At 55.9% G+C, this 16327-nt stretch carries 12 protein-coding genes and 1 pseudogene; 5 read left to right on the forward strand and 8 right to left on the reverse strand.

Annotation, left to right across the window (positions count from 1 at the left end; genetic code table 11):
- Window positions 1-36: 36 nt before the first annotated feature.
- The 5 genes from FFS64_RS12845 (at window position 37) to FFS64_RS12865 (ending at window position 6185) form a co-directional block, all read left to right on the forward strand.
- On the forward strand, window positions 37-927 hold the full coding sequence (locus FFS64_RS12845; RefSeq protein WP_137805706.1) for an AraC family transcriptional regulator: 891 nt from the start codon (window positions 37-39) through the stop codon (window positions 925-927).
- 20 nt (window positions 928-947) lie between these two features.
- Window positions 948-1253 carry an NIPSNAP family protein gene (locus FFS64_RS12850; protein WP_137805707.1) on the forward strand — a complete coding sequence of 102 codons (306 nt, stop codon included), beginning with the start codon at window positions 948-950 and terminating at the stop codon, window positions 1251-1253.
- 200 nt (window positions 1254-1453) lie between these two features.
- On the forward strand, window positions 1454-2953 hold the full coding sequence (locus FFS64_RS12855; protein WP_137805708.1) for a lytic transglycosylase F: 1500 nt from the start codon (window positions 1454-1456) through the stop codon (window positions 2951-2953).
- A 520-nt stretch (window positions 2954-3473) separates the two neighbouring features.
- Window positions 3474-5123, forward strand: coding sequence for an arylsulfatase (locus FFS64_RS12860; protein WP_137805709.1), 1650 nt, complete (start codon window positions 3474-3476; stop codon window positions 5121-5123).
- 165 nt (window positions 5124-5288) lie between these two features.
- Window positions 5289-6185: a phosphotransferase gene (locus FFS64_RS12865; protein ID WP_137805710.1), complete on the forward strand. Its 897-nt coding sequence runs from the start codon at window positions 5289-5291 to the stop codon at window positions 6183-6185.
- On the opposite strand, the gene FFS64_RS12870 is transcribed toward FFS64_RS12865, so the two are convergent.
- The 8 genes and pseudogenes from FFS64_RS12870 to FFS64_RS12905 all read right to left on the reverse strand — a co-directional run bounded on the left by FFS64_RS12870 (window position 6158) and on the right by FFS64_RS12905 (window position 15243).
- On the reverse strand, window positions 6158-6616 hold the full coding sequence (locus FFS64_RS12870) for a GNAT family N-acetyltransferase (protein ID WP_137805711.1): 459 nt from the start codon (window positions 6614-6616) through the stop codon (window positions 6158-6160). The genes FFS64_RS12865 and FFS64_RS12870 overlap by 28 nt on opposite strands.
- 319 nt (window positions 6617-6935) lie before the next feature.
- The gene (locus tag FFS64_RS12875) at window positions 6936-8456 is read right to left on the reverse strand and encodes an MFS transporter (protein WP_137805712.1); all 1521 of its coding nucleotides are present in this window, start codon (window positions 8454-8456) and stop codon (window positions 6936-6938) included.
- Entirely contained in the window at window positions 8456-9340 is an 885-nt protein-coding gene (locus FFS64_RS12880) for a prephenate dehydrogenase dimerization domain-containing protein (RefSeq protein WP_137805713.1), read from the reverse strand. The genes FFS64_RS12875 and FFS64_RS12880 overlap by 1 nt, the downstream gene beginning before the upstream one ends.
- A gap of 10 nt (window positions 9341-9350) precedes the next feature.
- Window positions 9351-11369, reverse strand: a complete 2019-nt coding sequence (gene pabB / locus FFS64_RS12885; RefSeq protein WP_137805714.1) for an aminodeoxychorismate synthase component I — start codon at window positions 11367-11369, stop codon at window positions 9351-9353.
- Between the two features lie 3 nt (window positions 11370-11372).
- Window positions 11373-11705 (reverse strand): chorismate mutase, encoded by a 333-nt coding sequence (locus FFS64_RS12890; RefSeq protein WP_256660450.1) that lies wholly within the window; start codon window positions 11703-11705, stop codon window positions 11373-11375.
- A 21-nt stretch (window positions 11706-11726) separates the two neighbouring features.
- Window positions 11727-12971, reverse strand: a complete 1245-nt coding sequence (locus FFS64_RS12895) for an aminotransferase class I/II-fold pyridoxal phosphate-dependent enzyme (protein ID WP_137805716.1) — start codon at window positions 12969-12971, stop codon at window positions 11727-11729.
- Window positions 12968-13816: a HemK/PrmC family methyltransferase gene (locus FFS64_RS12900; protein ID WP_256660452.1), complete on the reverse strand. Its 849-nt coding sequence runs from the start codon at window positions 13814-13816 to the stop codon at window positions 12968-12970. The genes FFS64_RS12895 and FFS64_RS12900 overlap by 4 nt, the downstream gene beginning before the upstream one ends.
- Window positions 13813-15243 (reverse strand): annotated as a pseudogene (locus tag FFS64_RS12905) (NAD(P)/FAD-dependent oxidoreductase). The gene FFS64_RS12900 and the pseudogene FFS64_RS12905 overlap by 4 nt, the downstream one beginning before the upstream one ends.
- Window positions 15244-16327: the final 1084 nt, after the last annotated feature.

Genomic DNA, 16327 nt, shown 5'->3' on the forward strand with positions numbered 1-16327 from the left:
CAGGACGTGCAGAGTCTTTACCCGGGCGTCTCCAGCATGGATATCCTTTCCGAATTCTTCGAACGCACACACCTGCAGGGCCGGCTGTTCTTCGCCGGCCCCGTGGACGGCACACTGGTACTCGACAAGCCGCCGGGCATGGCGTTTATCCATGTGATCGGCCGCGGCGGCATCGACATGGTGCAACCGGGGCTGCCGAAAATTTCCATCAACGAACCCAGTGTGCTGTTCTGCCCCAGCAGTTGCCGTTATCAGCTGCGTTCCAGCTCCGCAGGAGGCGCCGAGCTGATCTGCGCCTCGTTCCAGTTCGGGCGCAATGCCCTGCAGCCCTTCCCGCTCGGGCTCAAGGAAACCCTGGTGTTTCCGTTCCGGCAACTGGACAACCTCACACCGCTGCTCAGCACCCTGATCAACGAATTCCAGAACCAGGCCCCCGGCCGGACCAAGGCACTGAACCTGCTGCTCGAATATCTCTTCGTACGATTGGTTCGGCGCTCGGTGATGGAAGGCAAGATTTCCAGCGGCCTGCTCTATGCCCTGCAGGATGGGCGCCTTGCGACCGTCTTCAGCCGGATTCATCAGGAACCGGAGGCACTCTGGACCGTGGAGAAACTGGCTCAGCTTGCGAACATGTCGCGGTCGAAGTTCTCGGCGTGCTTCACCCGGATCATGCAGATCTCACCGATGGGCTACGTCACCGCCTGGAGAATGAAGCTGGCCCAGGACCTGCTGCGCGACGGGGTGCAGATCAAGGTGATCGCCGACTCGGTGGGCTATAGCTCGCAAGCCTCGTTCTCCAGAACCTTCCTCAACGTGGTGGGTCTGCCGCCGGCCGAATGGCTCAAGCGCGATGCAAGCGGTGAAGACGTGCCGCAAGTGACGGCCCGCGTACAGCGCGACCTGCCGGACGACTCAACCAACCAGTAACCCAGTCAGAGGGAAAACAGATGATCACCTGCTACCTGAAATATGTACTCGACCCATACAAGCTCGACGCGTTCGAACACTACGGCAAACTGTGGATTCCCCTGGTGGAAAAATTCGGCGGCCAGCATCACGGTTACTTCCTGCCGTCCGAAGGCGCCAACAACATCGCCCTGGCGATGTTCACCTTCCCCAGCCTTGCCGCCTACGAAACGTACCGGCAACAGTCGGCGAACGACCCGGAGTGCATCGCCGCGTTCAAGTACGCCGAAGAAACCCGCTGCATTCTCAGCTATGAGCGCAGCTTTTTCCGGCCGGTCTTCGGCTAATCAAAAACGCAGCCTGCGCCTGACAACAATCCCCTGTGGGAGCGAGTCTGCTCGCTCCCACAGAGAACCGGGTCCTCGAGAGACTTCGCTGCGGCAAAAATTTTCCCTTCAGCACCTTTCAACCCTGTGAATGGCCAGCCATTGGCCATACTGCAATGTGCCCCTCCTCCCGATCTCCCTGCCCAGCCTGGTGAGTGAACATGAACATCCCGTGGAGCCGTTTTCGCGCATTAATCCTGCTGCTGACGCTGTGCTGCCTCAACACGGCACTGGCACAGACCCAACCCGAACTGCCTGCCGTCGAACTGACTCCGGCTGAAGAAGCCGAGGTGCAAAAAATGGTGTTGCCCGTTCTGCCGGACTGGGTCGGGGATTTCGAAGGCATGCGCGAACGCCGGTTGATCCGAGTGCTGGTGCCTTACAGCAAGACCTTTTTCGAGCTTGATCGCGGTCGGCAACGAGGGCTGAGTTATGAGCTAGGCAAGGGGCTCGAAGCCTGGCTGAACAAGACCCAACCCTATTCGAAAAAATCCATGCAATGGCGGGTCATGTTCATCCCGACCGCCCGCGACGAGTTGATGCCCAAACTGATCAAAGGCGCTGGCGACATCGCCGCCGGCGGGCTCACCGTGACCGAGGCACGACTCAAGGACGTGGATTTCAGCGACCCGTTCGCAGTCAACATCCCGGAAATCCTGGTGTCCGCCCCTGGCAGCAAACCCGTGGAAAAACTTGAAGACCTGTCCGGTCAGGAAATTACCGTGCGGGCGTCCAGCAGCTACTACGAGCACCTCCAGGCGTTGAGCGCCTCATTCAAGGAGCAAGGCCTGGCGCCCATCGACCTGAAGGCCGCCGATGAAAACCTGGAATCCGAAGACCTGCTGCAAATGGTCAATGCCGGGTTGCTCAAGTCCACGGTGGTGGATCGATACATCGCAAAAATCTGGACGCCGCTGTACACCGATATGCAGATTCACGAGGGCATTGTTGTGCATGACAACTCCGAGTTTGCCTGGGCGATTCGCAAGGACAGCCCACAGTTGAAAAGCCAGCTCGCCGGTTTCGTCAAAACCCACAAGATCGGAACCACCTTCGGTAACAGTCTGCGCACCAAGTACGTCACCAACAGCAGCAAACGGGTGGTCAACGCAACGTCCGAAGCCGAGATGAAGAAGTTTCAGGAAATGGTGGAAATCTTCAACCGCCACGCCAGCACCTACGGTTTCGATCATTTGATGCTCATGGCGCAGGGTTTTCAGGAGTCGCAACTCGATCAAAAGGCCCGCAGCCCGAGAGGTGCGGTCAGTGTCATGCAGTTGCTGCCGACAACCGCCAAGGACCCAACGGTGGCCATCGACGACATCGACAAGAGTGCCGACAGAAACATCGAAGCCGGCAGCAAGTACATGCGCTTGCTCGCGGACAAGTACCTGAACGACCCTCAATTGACACAAATGAATAGGACCCTGATGACCTTCGCCGCTTACAACGCCGGGCCGGGCAATCTGCGCGAATTCCGGGCGCTGGCAGAAAAGTCCAATCTGAACAAAAACGTCTGGTTTGGTAATGTCGAGCAGGCGGCGGCACAAGTGGTTGGCCGTGAGACCGTGGATTACGTCGGCAACATCTACAAGTACTACGTGGCGTACAAGCTTGTAGAGGAAAAATCCGCCTCGGGCGCTGCAAAACCCACCCAGTGATGGCAAGTGGCTTCTGCGCCGAAGGTCTCAACCCCCATAAACAGCGGCTTTCAGCCTGGATAACTCCAAACATCAACCTACGCTGAACGCCCTGGCCTTCAGCATGGCCAACGATCTGTATCCGCTGCTGCCGTTTCATCAGACGCTGGTGTTTGCGGCCTGTCACACCCCAGCGAGGATTCCATTTTCTCGCCGCACTGAAGCGCGAAAGCGGGTTTTGACGCCGTTGCCACCCCGGTGGCGTACCGCTGAAGGATGAGTGCTGTCTGGATCAAGGTTCGGCAACAAATCGACGAACGACGCCCAATCCGCGACCTACGACCACGCGGGGCTTGAATTGTCGAACTAATCTTCCACGACTGCCTTGAGCAGTGAACGGGAATGCCATTGTGTCGTCAGGCGATTTCCTTGAACTGTCCGGGCTAAACGTTGGGGGGTTACTCACGAAGATGCTTGTTGTTTTGCCCTCGATGCCTGAGCGGCCCACAACGAGGATCTGAACTTGAGAAAGGACACCCTTATGAACAGGTTCGCGCACCGCTCCAGGCTTTACCTCGCATGTTCATTGTTACTGGCAATCAACGTTGCCCAGGCGGCACAAACCGAAAAAACCAATATCCTGTTCATCGTCTCCGACGACACGGGCTATGGTGACCTCGGCCCTTACGGCGGCGGTGTCGGACGAGGCATGCCGACGCCCAGCATCGACCAGTTGGCGGCAGAAGGCACCACCTTCTATTCCTTCTATGCCCAACCCAGTTGCACCCCGGGCCGGGCCGCGATGCAGACCGGACGCATCCCCAACCGCAGCGGCATGACCACGGTAGCCTTTCAGGGTCAGGGCGGCGGCTTGCCAGCGGCTGAGTGGACACTGGCCTCCGTACTGAAAACCGGAGGTTACGACACCTACTTCACCGGCAAGTGGCACTTGGGCGAGGACGACTACGCGCTGCCCAATGCTCAAGGCTATGACGTGATGAAGTACGTTGGCCTGTATCACCTGAACGCTTACACCTACGCAGACCCTACATGGTTCCCGGACATGGACGATGAAACCCGTGCGATGTTCACCAAAGTGACGCGCGGCGCATTGTCGGCCAAGGCCGGCGAAAAAGCGGTGGAGGAATTCAAGATCAACGGCCAGTACGTCGACACGCCTGTGATCGACGGCAAACCCGGTGTCGTCGGCATCCCGTTCTTCGACGGCTATGTCGAAAAAGCCGCGCTGGAGTTTCTCGACACCGCATCGAAATCCGATAAACCGTTCTTCATCAACGTCAACTTCATGAAGGTGCACCAGCCGAACATGCCGGCACCGGAGTTCGCCCACAAGTCGATCTCCAAGACTAAATACGCCGACTCGGTGGTAGAACTCGATACCCGCATCGGCCGCATTCTGGACAAGTTGAAAGCCCTGGGAATGGATAAAAACACCCTGGTGGTCTACACCACCGACAACGGCGCCTGGCAGGACGTTTACCCCGACGCCGGCTACACGCCCTTCCGTGGCACCAAAGGCACCGTGCGCGAAGGCGGCAACCGCGTGCCGGCAATCATGGCCTGGCCCGGCAAGATCAAGCCCAACACCAAGAACCACGACATCATGGGCGGTCTGGACCTGATGGCGACCTTCGCTTCCGTTGCCGGGGTGAAGCTGCCGGACAAGGATCGCGAAGGCAAGCCGATCATCTTCGACAGCTACGACATGACCCCGGTGCTGCTCGGAACCGGCCCGGCCCCTCGTAAAGAGTGGTTCTACTTCACCGAGAACGAGCTCTCTCCCGGTGCTGCCCGTGTCGGCAATTACAAAGCGGTCTTCAACCTGCGCGGCGACAATGGTGCCGTCACCGGAGGTCTGGCCGTCGACTCCAACCAGGGCTGGAAAGGCCCGACCAAGTACGTGGCGACTGTCCCTCAAGTGTTCGACCTGCTGCAGGATCCGCAGGAACGCTACGACGTTTTCATGAACAACTACACCGAGCACACCTGGACCATGGTGCCGATCAGCATGGCGATCTCGAAGCTGATGAAAACCTACGTTCAGTACCCGCCACGCAAACTGCAAAGCATGAGCTACGACGGCCCTGTCGAGTTGTCCAAGTACCAGAAATTCCAGTCGGTTCGCGAAGACCTGGAAAAAGAAGGCGTCATCATTCCAATGCCTAACTAGCCCTGTGGTGGCAGCCTCGTCGAGGCTGCCATTTTTTTGAACAGGAAAGTATCCGGAAACCTGCACACATCCCCTCACGCACAGCCTGACCCTGCCGATAACGTCGGAGCGTCGTGCCCGTTCGCCGCCGCTTCATGCATCCGAATGCTTTGACAGGGACTTCACATGCGTCACCTCCGACACCTCACCTCCGGCCTCAACCCGCAAACAATCGCCGGCGTCACCTTTCACTTCGACCCGTCTCACCAGACCGAACTGGCGACCTTGCTGCAGCGCTTTTTTGCCCAACCCGAGCAATACGCACTGCTGGATATCCCTGAGGAAACCCGCAGCGTGTTCCTGCTTGAAGGTGAGCGTAAATGGGTGTTGAAACACAACCGGCTGACCCACTGGAAAAAGCAGCTGCAGAACTTCCTGGGTCTCAAGCGTGCGTTCGGCCTGCATGACCTGACCAATGAGTTCATCAATTTGTCAGCGGTGTCCGCCAAATCGCAGACCTCGCCCCGGGTCGCGGCCTTCGGCCACAGCGGACGTTTTCCGTTTCTCAAGGAAGAGTATTTGCTGGTCAGTTTTTTCGACAACCATTGCAGCGTCGATGAACGACTCATCGCAAAACCGGAACAGGCCGCCACCCTGCTGCTGGACATTTTCCACCTGTTTGGCCAGACCCTGGTCGAAGGCTTTGTGCACATGGACCCGCACCCCAAGAACATCCTGATCGGTCCCGATGGCGCGCTGAGACTGATCGATTTCGAATGCTGCGCACATTCGGTGCTGGATCACGACTTCAGCCTGGGCTTTCTGCTGGGTTATTTCTATCGCTACTGGTTCCAGAAGTTCATTGCGCTGGAGGACTACGATGCTTGCTGCGAGCGCTACCTGAGCATGGTGCACCCGACCGTGAACCGAGAGATTTTCCAACCGGTGTACGCGCGGTTTCGCGACAGCGGCGTTTCTCGCAGCACCCGTTATCGCATTCTTACCTGCGCCAGATCCCAGGGCGAGTTTCTGCGCGAGCTCCGGTTATCAGCGGATCAGCCCTTGGTCAAATCGAGACAATAGGTGTAGTAACCCGGATCACGCACATAGCCCAATGACTCGTACAAACGTTGTGCGGTGATGTTATCCGTCGCTGTTTCCAGGGTCATGCCCCTGGCGCCCATCAACCGCGCAAAATCGCGGGCGGTGTTCATCAGTAGCCTGCCGACGCCTTTGCCCCGGGCGGCGGGCGCGGTGAACAGGTCGCCGAGCAGCCAGGTGCGGTGTGCGTCGATGGAGGAAAACGTCGGGAACATCTGCACGAAACCCAGGGTTTCGCCACTGGCGTCCTCGGCATAGAAAATCACCGATTCGTCCCGGGCGATGCGTTCGGCGATGAACTCACGGGATTGCGGCAGGTTCGAAGGCTGGCCGTAGAAGCCGCGATAGGCGTCGAATAACGGGGCAATTTTTTCGATGTGGGAAGCGTCGGCGCGCAGGGCCTGGATAGCCATGGGGGTACTCCATTGGGGTTCTTGGGATCTAGAGCCTAGCAATGGGATTCGAAATTGTCCCCTGAGAGCGAAACTTGCTCGCAATGAGGCGATTACTATCAACATTGATATTGACCGGCCCACCGCTTTCGCAAGCAGGCTCACCCCCACAATGAATCTGCGTCGCGCCGGGGTTTTGAATTCACTGAAGATCAAATGTGGGATCAGCCCTGCTCGCGAAAAAACTGCCGGGCACCGCTGTGCATCAGGTTTCCCGCGTTATCGTTCACGACCAGTTCAAGCTCGCTCCTATAGCGGCCCGGTGGCATCTCAGCGATTTTCAATAGGACTCACGGGGGGCTCGTACTCGCAAATAACGGTATGCAACAAACGCAAACAACACAATGAAGCCAGTCACAATAGTGCTTGTCATCATCACGCCCTGTGTAAATGCAGCGTTCGCTTCTAGCAGAATCCGCGTCGGCACTTCCTCTGGCGTGGCTTTGCTGATTGAGTGAGCCCCACCCAACGTCGCAACCGCGGTAACTACATTTTCGGGGGTGCCCTCTGGAATTACCAAAGACAACCGATACAGCGCCGCTACTGCCCCTCCGATCAACGTGGTACCCAACACCACGCCAATCTCGTATGCCGTTTCACTGACGGACGAAGCACTGCCGGCGCTCTCGGCCGGCACCGAGCCCAATAAAAGGTCATTGGACACGGTGGTGATGGCGGCAACACTAGCGTTGAGCAAGACGAAAGCCACACCTACGATCAGCGCAGTAGGCGCAAGCAGTGCCATCATCGCGAAAGCCGCAGCGGCCAGCAGCAGACAGCCGGCAATCACCCTGTTCGGTGCATGCTGTTGCGCCACCGGTACGACGGCAAGTCCGGCGACAATCGCCAATACCTGCCCCGGTACCAATATCAAGCTGGCCAACACCGGGGGCAAGCCAAAGACCAACTGCAACAGCTGGGTGGCGAAAAAGATGAAGCCAATCAACAAGCCCAGGCTAACGAGATTTGTCGCAATGGACACGCTGAAGGCAGGAGAGGCGAACAACCTGAGGTCCAACAGCGGCTGCTCTAACGCTAGCTGGCGATGGACAAAAACCACACCCAGTAATATTCCGGACAGCGCCCAGATTAAAACCTGGCCGTCGAAGCCGACCGTGGCCAGATGCTTGAGACCCAGCATCACACCCGTCATGGCGCCCAGGCTTAGCAAGATACTCAGATAATCGGTTGATCTACCCGACTCTCTTGGCGACTCGGTGATCATCGGCGCAAAGAACAACACGGGCAGCAGAAACAGCAAAGCCACCAGAAAAACCGACTGCCAATCGAAATATTGCAGCAGCACACCGCCAAGCAATGGCCCCAATGCCGACCCGATAGTCAGGCAAGTTGCCCACACCGCCACTGCCAGACGCCGCTCTACTCGATCCTCGAATGCGGTGCGGATCAGCGCCAGGGTCGCAGGCAAGATCATTGCACCGAAACAGCCCAACAGAGCACGCCCCGCAATCAGATGCCACGCTTGCTGTGAAAACACCACACCCACCGACACCACTGCGAAACCCATACACCCTAAACAAAGCATGCGTCGATGACCAAAGCGGTCCCCGGAACTGCCCATGGTCACCAGCAACCCAGCGAGCACCAGAGAATAGGCATCGATCATCCACAGTTGCTCGGCAGCAGACGGGTTAAGTGCCGTAGCGATACGAGGCAAAGCGAAATTGAGAATTGTGTTATCGATGGTTACCAACAGGACGGGAAGCATGATCACCAGCAAGGCGGCGCCCTTCGAGCGATCCCGGATAATGGAGATAAGGGGGGATGCAGTTCTTTGCATCAGTCACTTTTCCTTGATGGGTTCAGTGTTTTGAAGAGCGCTTCGCAGGTTTTTCCATAGGCGTCGACATACGCACCCAGCTGTCTTTGCACAGCATTCAGCTTTTCGGCAAAAGCCTCAGGCGTATCAACCCCACACAGATGATCCAGCAATCCTAGGCTGGCAGATAATTGATACCGCTGCTGCCGGGCTGCATTGTTGTGTTTCTGGATATCCCAGTAGATGACAGGCGCGTTGTGCAAGATTCTCGCGACCAGGCTCAGCATGGTTTTCATCGGCGGTGGTGCCAATGCCTGGAGCGTATCCATGTCACATCCTGATTGCTCCAACGCAAAGGCAAACGCCAAGATCGCTGCGTGAGGCAGTGCTTGGCATACAGCCATCGCGCGATCATGCTCATCGGGAAGCAGCCGTGTTACTTGCATTGCATGTGCTTGTAAAAGTGTTGCCAAGCGATTGCCCGCCTCGCTTTCACTGCGCTCGCACAGCACCACTGGACGCTCCGCACAATCAAGCGTCGGTGCAAACATAGGATTGATACCCACCGAGGCAACTGCGGGAAACAACTCCTCAGCCCTACGCTGAAACGGCGCCTGCACAGAGCATGTGTTGACTAAGACTTTGACGGATTGAGCCTTCCCGACAAAGCACTCCAACCCCCGAATCGCGACATCCTCAGGTAAAGCAAAAACAATGATGGTGGCAACCTCAAGTAGCTCGGGGGCTTGCTCGGGCATGCTTAGCACATCCATCACACGGTGATTAAGCAGTGTTCGCGGCGGAACTACATCTACCAAAGTGAGTGCGTGCCCGCCCTTCCCCAGAATCCCGGCGACGAAGCTACCGACCATACCCGCGCCACCCAGGATCAAAATATTATCCAATGGTTACCCCTTACCCTCTAATACTGTGAAACGGCACACTAGCCTTCACCAGTGTCTCGTGCATTTCCTCTGCCGGATCAGAGGCGGCGACAATTGCGCCCCCGATACCGAAACGGGCGATACCATCTTTAATCACTGCGGTCCGGATCACGATGCTTAGATCTGTGTAGCCATCGAATCCGATCCAGCCCAAAGCCCCCGAGTAGATGCCACGCGCCGAGGATTCAATTTTGTCGATGATTTCCATGGTGCGTATTTTCGGTGCACCGGTCATAGAGCCGCCGGGAAAACAGGCTCGGATCGCCGAGAATGATTTGACTCCCCTACGCAACTGTCCTTGGACCGTCGAAACCAGCTGATGCACCGAGGAGTAGCTTTCAATATCAAAAGCCTTTGGCACCTTCACCGATCCCGGCACGCAGATGCTGTTAAGGTCATGGCGTACCAGATCGACAATCATCAAATTCTCTGCACGGTCCTTTGAAGAGCACGCGAGATCTTGCTTGAGCGCTAGGTCTAGTTCAGGGTCATTCGCCCTGGGCCGGGTGCCCTTTATTGGTCTGGAAGTGATGCGGCCTGTTGCATCGATATTGAGGAAAGTCTCAGGGGACGCTCCAAGGATCGAAAACGTCCCAGTGTTTAAATAGGCACCATAAGGCACAGGACTGATACGACGCATACGCAGATAGGTACTGAGAGGGTCTTTCGTACAATGCAGGCTAGCTCGGTTGGTGAGGCAAATCTCATAAGACTCACCATCGGCAATCTGCCGCAGACACGCATCAACCTTTGCCATGTAAGTGCTTGAACAATCGGCCAGCCCCAGCGACGACTCAGCCACCGGGCCAGGGGTAAAGAACACATTTTCGGTGTGTTCGGCGTTGTCCGTAGCCTGCAAAACCAGACGTTCGCCCCACAGATGACACAGATAGGTGATTTCGGTTGCGTGATCGAGGACCAGCATATTCTGTGGCAGGTAAAACAGGGCATCGGGCAATTCCGACACGTGAGCGTTGCGCACACCGACTAGAGCTTTCAACTCGTAGCCCAAGTAGCCTACCAAACCGCCCTTGAAGGGAAACGGAACCTGTTGCTGCTGTCCTACCCCCAATAAGTCAACAACCTCCTCCATCAAACTGAAAAAATCCCCTTCGATAGTTGCGCACCCTACAGGCCCGTCGATCGACAACAATCGTCGATTGACGTCATAGGCAAACACCAACGCCGAATCGCGATCGCAGGAGCCCATCAGTGAATACCTTGCCTGCGACCGATCAGAAAGCTCGCTGTCAAGCCAAAAGGCGGCCGGCTTACCTGCGAAATTCGCATCGAAGAGCTGGGCCGGGGTGGGTGAATGCTCTATGCATTCGAAATCTAATGACAACCGCATCGGCCCACCAGCCGCCTGCAGTGCCTGGAGCATCGGACTATGCGTAGCACACCTTCGACAAATCTGCGCCTCGCCAGCCAGCCGAACAAAATTGTGGATGATCTGCAGACCGAATTCAGAATCGATTGACTCCGGGTGAAACTGCACGCCCCAAATTGCCCGCTCATGGTGCGCCAAACCCATGATTAGGCCGCAGTCCGAACGTGCTGTCACTTCAAGACAAGAAGGCACCTCAGTGCACACCAGAGAATGGTATCGCACGACTTCAAAGCCATGCGGGATACCCTCAAAAAGACCGGTGCCAGAATGACTGATGCGAGACCGATAGCCATGCACAGGCTTGGGTGCATGTTCCACTGTTCCACCAAAGAAAAAGTTGATGCCCTGATGTCCCAGACACACGCCGAGTATCGGAATCGTCGCATGCTCCAGAACATCACGACACACGCCGAAGTCGGCATCACGGGCAGGATGCCCCGGCCCTGGCGACAATATCACCGCATCATAGCCCGCTAGGTCGAGTCGCTCGAAGGATGTGGTATTGGGTACGACTTTCGGCTGATCACCCGATACCTCATAGACATACTGGGCAATATTGTTAGTAAAGGAGTCGAAGTTATCGACAATAAGGACGCGCATGCCTCATTCCTCCACACGCGACTGGTAGAGAGCGTCCATAAGGCGCTGCTCCTCGTCGCAGGTTTCCTTGATGATTAAGGCGAAAAGGTCGCCGACGTACTCCGGGCGCAACTTATGTGAAAGCGCCATAGACCTGACCAAATCCAAGGTGGAAGTCACCCGATGCGGCTGCATCATTGGGATCCCATTCGCGGACTTGACGTGGGCAATCACCCGACAGACCTCCATGCGTTGGGCCAGTAGATTCATCAGTGCCTGATTGATCTCGTCCAGTTGCTGGCGATAGGGTTGGAGATCTCCACCAGGCGCAATGCTCCCTTCAGCATTCGGTGACATAGCCATTCCTTGCGAGAATCGTCAGGCAGATGCCTGGCTTAGTTGGACGTTGAGTTGACGCGCCAAGTTATCGATCTGCTCTGGCGTGTGAAGCGCCGACATTGCGCACCGCAGCATGGCTTTTCCGGTTTCAACGATCGGGTAAAACACCGGAAATACGACAATGCCAGCGGCTCGTAACGCACTAGCAGCTGCCGCTCCCTGCTGCTCGGTTTGAAACAATGCACCGCGAATAGGTGCGCGTAGCGAAGCATTCATCATCTCCTGCTTAACTTGCTCATCCAGACGGCGTACGTTCTGCCACAACGCGCTCTGCAGGCAGACAATATCTGAGGAAAGATGGAGCTGTGCTGACGCAACATTAGCCGCCTGCAACGGCACAGAGACGGTGTGCCCAAATACCAGCGGGTTGGCAAGCGCACGCAATTGCGCCGCTTGATAACCAGATTTCAGCACGATGAATCCACCCGCACCGCCGAATGCCTTGCTCAACGAACCGGCAATAATCGTATTGCCCGGAAGACGGTGCCCCAGATTCTCGAAGGCATAGCCCGCTCCGTGCTTACCCGTAATCGAGATACCATGGGCGTCGTCGATGTAGAGATAACCACCCCAGGCTTGCAGTAGTTCGCTCAGCTCACTCACCGGCAACAATCCTGACATTGACCCAACGCCATCGATCAAGAGAACAGGAGTGATCTTTTCCTGGGCACACTGCACCAGCACATGCTTGAGTCCATCCATGTCTTGGGTATCGACCCGGTTTACCGGCCCAAACTGCGACAACACCCCACGTAGCACCTGCATCGAGGCATGAGCAGTGCGATCCACAAGCCACATGATCGAACTCTTGATTGGGTAGCCGTCCATGGTCCCGCTGCCTAAAAGTGGCAGCACACCCAGGTGCGCATTACTAGTTGAGGTGAACACCGTCACGCTCGCGCCGGTGTAGATATCACTTAGCAACTGCTCAAGTTGCCGAAGGTAAACCGGACTCATGGCGCTCCGGCTAGCTGAAAGGTGGATGCCAATCCGCTCCAACGCGGCCCCTGCGGCCTGAATTAGCATGGGATGGCTTTCCAAGCCTAGGTAGGAGCATGAAATGAACTCTGTGCAAGTCGTACCATCGGCAAGCGTTAGCGCCTTACCTTTGCGGGAAACCACTTCGAAACTGGTAAGGCCGTTATCCGATGCACTGCTTAGCGCACCGCTAGTGCGCTGCTGACGAATAGTCATCCAGCTTGGGCCCGTTTCCATAGTGTTCATGCTTTTATTCCTACGGTAATGACGGAAGAGCCCGTCGCATCGGAAAAATCTTCGTTAACAGAAGTACAAATCGAGCAGAAACCATGACTTTTCAGGATTAATCCAACCTGCTGCTCTTGGGATTCACCGTGCTCGATTAGTAATGTGCCTCTCGGCTTCAGCACCGAGCTTGCAAGTCGTGCGGTCGACTGGATCAGCGCAACACCTTCGTCCGGGGCGAAGATGGCGCCGGCAGGATGATTAACGCCCCATTCAGGCAGAAGCACCGTGCCTTGAGGAACATAGGGTGGGTTGGCTACTACGACATCTACGCTGCCCCTCGCAGATTCAAAGACGTCAATACGATTGATATTTGCCTCGCACAAGGTCACCCCCTGTTCGCCAGCGCTCATTCGTAGGATGTTGCGTTTGAGGTAGGTCTGTGCGATTTCATCGATTTCAACGCACACCACTTTGGCGGCGGTTCTGGACCAGATCGCCAAGCCGATCGCTCCTACTCCCGCGCAGAGGTCGTACACGGATGATCGGGCATCAAGTGACAGGTTCTGCTCGATCCATTGCACAATGGCCATACTCTGCAATCGCGGCACGAAGACTCCAGTGCCCACGACGAAACGAAGGTCGGCAAAGTCGACGTAACCCAGAATGTGCCCGAGAGGTATGCGTGCACATCGCTCGGCCACATCCTGGCGAAAACCTGCCATTCTTTGCGGATCTGGTGGCCCTTCCGTATGAAAATGCTTGCCTATGATGGCTTGGAGATCCTGGACAGGATCCCAGACGCCAGCGTCCATTAAGGTTGCCAATGCCTTGGCACGGTCATACTCGAATTGAGAATGGATCATGACCAGGCCTCGTAATAACGTGCCAGACGGTCATACATCGAGCGATACAGATACGAGAAGGCGACCAACTCGGGCGGTGGTGTGAATTGCGGGTGCAGCGATTCAATTAGTGCCGTGTAGTTTTCACTCATACCCTTGTCTAGCAAAGGCATCCAATACGGTTTGATATTCCAGTGGTACTCGTAGCCCGTTGCGAACATCTGCTTGACGGTCTCGGCCACTGTGTTGCTGCGCGGTACTCCTTGCAGGGGTTTGCGCACCGGTGCAAAACACGACAAATCCAAGTTGTTAGGAACCCCTTGAATCTGGTCTGCCACCCAAGCGGCTAGCAGCGGCGATTGATGCAAGCCATCACGATATGTACCGGTGGCCAACCACAGTCCTTCGTAACCACATTGCCCAATCAGAGGAAAACCATCGGCGGGGATGGGCCGGTTACCGACCTGGATGCTCATGATTTCGGCATCATGCAGGTCGAGGTTGAGCTGGTCGACAGCACAGTCGAGCAGAAACTGAACATCAGAAATCAATGCATGCGAGCGAGGCTCTTCAGCCAGGATATTGGTTGCGCCTATATATAGCAGCTCCGACGTACGCGGTACGCAATGCAAGCCGCAGGCAAAGGCGCGGTTAGGCGTTCGGATCACCGTCGACGGCGTTAACTGTCCCGGCTTCAGCTTAGCGAGCACGGATACCCCGTAGCCTGCAAACATCGGCGGTATTCGATCTTTGATGTCATCCAAGGTATCGAGTAGTGACAGTGACTGGACACCGGCCGCTATTACGACATGCTTTGCCGCGATGTGTTGCCCGTTTTCCAGTTCCACACCTGTCGTCACACGGCCCTCTGTCAATATGGTGCGGGCGTTGATGTTGACGAGTTCACCCCCGCTCGCCAGAAATGCGGCGTCTAACTTTTCCAACAATAGGTGAGAGTTCACCGCATTTTCATCGGGGATCAACAATGCCTATAGCGGGCGCACTAGATCGTTAGCGTTGACCCACTCCAGCTCAGCAGGGGCAACGCTTGTGAAAGGCTCTCGGCGATCACGCAGAGTTTGTTCGATGGCTGCGTAGTTGACGCTATCAATTTCAGCCATACCCGCAGAGTTCAGGAGCACATGAGTGCCGCGTGCTGCCAGCATTTCTTGCCAGTTGCCAGAGGCCTGCGCAAGCCGCTGAGACCAATCCGCCCATAGATCCTTAGCTTGAATATCCATGGTCAATTTCAACCGACCATGCTCACTGGCGAGCAGACCGCTGGTAATTTCACCGAAACAACCATTCATCGCGCCCGCAACCTTGGATGCCGCATTCGTCCTGTCCGCCTCACCTAGCCTGCAGACTTTGAACCCGCGACTCGCCAATTCGAAGGCAATCGAACCACCAATGGCACCGTTACCAACCACAACAATGTCGTAGATCATTTTCAGCTCCAAACTTTAAACTCAGAGTCAACATCAGAACTTACGAAAAAGACAGAAGACCACTAAACCCAGAGCACAAACTTGCTGAACCAAAAAATCATTCTCGCATTCAAATAGATTCAATTACGACAACATCATATATTTGACAATTATTTCCCCCACGAAAAAGCACTTTCGCGAAACGAAACTGTGGCTTGATTACTCGAAATCAAAGTCCACTCCGCCCCGCACTTGTACCTTCGCGCAATCCATATTCCGGCACACCAGCTGAACGAGATATCGCACCGAACCTGTTGGCGCTTACTGGTGTACCCGGCAACGGCAAAGGGCATATTTTTCAAACCGACCTCAACTGCACCTCACAGCATGAAAGTCTCTTTCAGACCATTTTCGATGACCATGCTTCAAGCCTAAAATTTACCCAATAAGAAACTATCGTACACCACGAAGTTTCACCCTAAACAACAACAAGGACGCATCTCACACTAGAAAAATAATGTTCTGAAGGAAATTTCTCACTCTTCACCACAACTTCAATTACCCACCCCGATCAACGTAATTAAAGAATCAAATTAACACGCAATAGATCAACACAGACGCACCATTGCCAGCCAACAATGCCCAGTTACTGCTGCGTAACGCGTACGGGTCGAAGCTGGAAAAGCCCTTCAAGAGCAAATTAAAAACAGGTGCGATTAACCAATGCCCCATCGCGCTCCTACGGTGAACATGTTCATGTACCAGCCTCCCCTGCTCGCGATGGACGACAACGATGACGTGCCCTGACTGGATGCCCGCGTTGTCTGGATGTTTTTCGCGAGCAGGCTCGCTCCTACAGTGGAACGAGTACACCCGCCAAATCAGGTCGGCTTTAAGGCCGCCTCGCGGTGCTTTGGCTTTTGATTTTCTTGCCCCCTCGATAGGTCGAGTGGAGGTTCTGCGCAGTGGGCAAACCGGCATGGATGCCGGTTTAGCCGCGCTGGGCCAAGGATGGCCCAGCGCGGCGGGCCCACGGAGCAGGACCGGAGCGAGGCACCGAACGAAAGGGGCAAGAGCCCTTGGTTACTTGGAGCTTTTCCAAGTG

The organism is Pseudomonas sp. G(2018) (assembly GCF_005502415.1).
In the GTDB taxonomy this organism is placed as follows: Bacteria; Pseudomonadota; Gammaproteobacteria; order Pseudomonadales; family Pseudomonadaceae; genus Aquipseudomonas.